We start from the raw sequence: 1,086 nt of genomic DNA on the forward strand, positions 1-1,086 counted from the left end.
GAGATACCGTGTTAAATTGTCAAGGGGTTGGGGTCCATTCGGTTCCTCTGTTGACCACTGTCACAATCCGGCGGAGCATTCTGGCCATGATGGCGACCAGAGCGCATTTCTTAGGTTTTCCGGCTTCCAGCATTCGGTCGTAGTGGGCTGAGCATTCAGCATCATGTCTGGAACAGGAGATGGCTCCCATAAAAAGAGCTGTCCTCAAGAATCTGCTGCCTGTCCCGTGGATGGTGGCTTTTCGGTTAAGACTCGTCCCGCTCGAACATTCCTGCGGAGCCAGCCCAGCGTAGGCGATGCACTGCTTGACGTTCTTTAGTTCATCTGTCAAGAAGAGTTCACTCAAGACCTTGCGGGCTGTTTCAGGGCCCACACCAGGGATGCTCAGCATGAGGCGGTGCTTCTTCACAAGCTCCTGGCTCTGCTTCAGCTTTACCAGCCACAGCTGGCTCACCTGCTGGATTTCCTTGTCAAGAAGTCTGATGACTCTCGTGCAGGATTTGATGAGTTCTGCACAGGCGGAAGGCTTGCCCATTCTCTTCTTCTCGTCAGCCGCCTGAGCTTTAAGGCTGTCTATCCTTCTTGAAAGCTCCTGAAGTTCAGCCTGTTCTTTGGTGGGAGGCTTCCTGGGGGTTTTCCAGTTCTTCTGCGAGCACACAGCCAGAACATAGGCGTCTGTCGCATCATTCTTTCTGATGATTCCAAGACCCTTAGCAAGGCTTCTAGCCTGATTAGGAGCCATCACCACAGCAGGGACTCCCTCTTCAGCCAGGTGCCACACCAAAGCCTTGTGGCAGGAAGAGGTCGCTTCCATCGTGATCCTCCACTGGTCTTTAGGAGCCATCTTCTCCAGCTTCTTTACAATCTGCTCAAACCCTGCTGGAGAGTTCTTGACTGTGAAGCTGTGCTTGATTTGGTCTTTGGCAAAGAAGCACAGATCCAGGGTGTCTTTAGAAACATCGACCCCGACGTTCAGGTGTAGACTTGACATGTTGAATATCCACTGGGGCCTTCCAGCTCCAGCTTCAACTTGTTAAACGGGACGCCCTGGTAGTGGCCGGGGCTCCCTTGATACCGTTCTAGCCT

Annotated in this window: 1 protein-coding gene; it reads right to left on the reverse strand. The window is 52.9% G+C overall.

What is annotated here, in order from left to right; genetic code table 11:
* Nucleotides 1–19 precede the first annotated feature (19 nt).
* The gene (locus QUB08_RS32035) at nt 20–991 is read right to left on the reverse strand and encodes an IS110 family transposase (protein ID WP_333230335.1); all 972 of its coding nucleotides are present in this window, start codon (nt 989–991) and stop codon (nt 20–22) included.
* Between the last annotated feature and the right edge of the window lie 95 nt (nt 992–1,086).

Source organism: Microcoleus sp. BR0-C5, assembly GCF_036705045.1.
Taxonomy (GTDB): domain Bacteria; phylum Cyanobacteriota; class Cyanobacteriia; order Cyanobacteriales; family Microcoleaceae; genus Microcoleus.